Source organism: Paraglaciecola mesophila KMM 241 (genome assembly GCF_000315015.1).
In the GTDB taxonomy this organism is placed as follows: Bacteria; Pseudomonadota; Gammaproteobacteria; order Enterobacterales; family Alteromonadaceae; genus Paraglaciecola; species Paraglaciecola mesophila.
The window spans coordinates 1-918 of sequence record NZ_BAEP01000009.1; the positions used below are offsets into that span (position 1 = coordinate 1).

The following is a 918-nucleotide window of genomic DNA, read 5'->3' on the forward strand; positions in this document are numbered from 1 at the left end:
CCCATTTCTGATTAGGCTTCTTTGCTGTGAAATCTCGGTTTAAGACGTTTTCGGCGATTCTGCCGACTTCACCTTTATAGGATTTATATCTTTTAGGCCTTACTTTCGATTTAAGACCAAGCTCATTCATAAGACGCTGAACGCGTTTGTGGTTAATCACCAAGCCCATTGTTCTCAGGGCACTGGTTATTCTGCGATAGCCATATCGGCCTTTATGTTTGTGATAGATATCACGTATTTTTACGCGTAAGTCAGTATCGGCACAGGGCAGTTTGAGCGTACTACGGTGATAGTAATATACGCTTCTGGACAGCCCTGTGGCCTTTAGTAAGTGTTGTAAGCTGTATGTTGCCTTGAGCTCTTCGACGACTACCGTCTTGTCTTTGCTTTTTTCTGTCTGGCTTGAGCCAAGGCTTCCAACTTTTTTAGAACAGCATTCTCTGCACGTAAATACTCCAACTCATCTCTGAGCTCTTTCTCAGTCATCTGCTCCGATGGTTTTGGTGTAGGAGAGAGATTTGTCACGCGAGGCCTACCTTTTTTCTGTGGTTTTAGACGAGTTATACCGTCGCGAGCATAAAGCTTTTGCCACTGAAATAAAATACCAGGGGACGATAAGTCGAAGTAGGCACTGGTGTAGCTAAGGGACCAATGGTTAGTTGCCATTGTCTTAAGTACGTGAAGTTTAAATTCACAGGAATACGGATACTGTTTATGGATAAAGCTATTAATACCATTGAGGCTATAGACCTGAGCCCAGTAGCAAATAAGGCTAGAATTAACTTTGTACTTTAAGGCTAACGCCCTAGAGCTCTCTTCTTGGAAGAGGCGAGCGAGCTTTAACTTAAATACTCTGTGATGTTTGGACATAAAAAGACCCCCAGTAATTGGAATGTCCAACTATTGGGGGTCACTTCA

Annotated in this window: 2 protein-coding genes; both read right to left on the reverse strand. The window is 43.0% G+C overall.

The window, feature by feature from the left end; translation table 11 throughout:
- The coding region (locus tag GMES_RS22965; RefSeq protein WP_039986423.1) for an IS3 family transposase at positions 1 to 313 on the reverse strand (313 nt) is incomplete at its 3' end.
- A gap of 56 nt (positions 314 to 369) precedes the next feature.
- Positions 370 to 870 carry a transposase gene (locus tag GMES_RS03400; RefSeq protein ID WP_039986421.1) on the reverse strand — a complete coding sequence of 167 codons (501 nt, stop codon included), beginning with the start codon at positions 868 to 870 and terminating at the stop codon, positions 370 to 372.
- Between the last annotated feature and the right edge of the window lie 48 nt (positions 871 to 918).

What these genes read in the sequence shown, in the direction of transcription:
- GMES_RS03400 (WP_039986421.1), bottom strand. Translation starts at nt 870, where the DNA reads ATGTCCAAACATCACAGAGTATTTAAGTTAAAGCTCGCTCGCCTCTTC.